Origin of the sequence: Halomonas sp. ND22Bw, assembly GCF_003011945.1 — a bacterium.
GTDB lineage: Bacteria > Pseudomonadota > Gammaproteobacteria > Pseudomonadales > Halomonadaceae > Halomonas > Halomonas halophila.
Genome location: NZ_PXWD01001824.1, coordinates 1 through 234, shown reverse-complemented (window position 1 = coordinate 234; position 234 = coordinate 1). Strand labels below are relative to the sequence as shown.

General features: G+C 62.0%; 1 protein-coding gene. It reads left to right on the top strand.

The window, feature by feature from the left end; all coding sequences use genetic code 11:
• A partial coding sequence (locus tag CVH10_RS24575) for a hypothetical protein (RefSeq protein ID WP_219925123.1) occupies positions 1 to 234 on the top strand: 234 nt, incomplete at both ends.

Here is a 234-nt window from a genome sequence, read left to right as displayed (position 1 = left end):
GGCTTCATCAACACCGGCGTGGCCCTGGCCGCGCAGCGCTTCTACCAGGAAGCGGAGATTCCGGTGTTCAACAACGTCGCCACCGGCACGATCATCACGAACCAGTTCAAGGAACCGGACTACGACGCCAACTACGTTTTCCGGAACTCTGCCTACGACGTGCTCCAGGCGGGCATGATGGTCGACGAGGCGCTGGCCCGGAACTTCAAGAAGATCGCGCTCCTCGCCGACTCG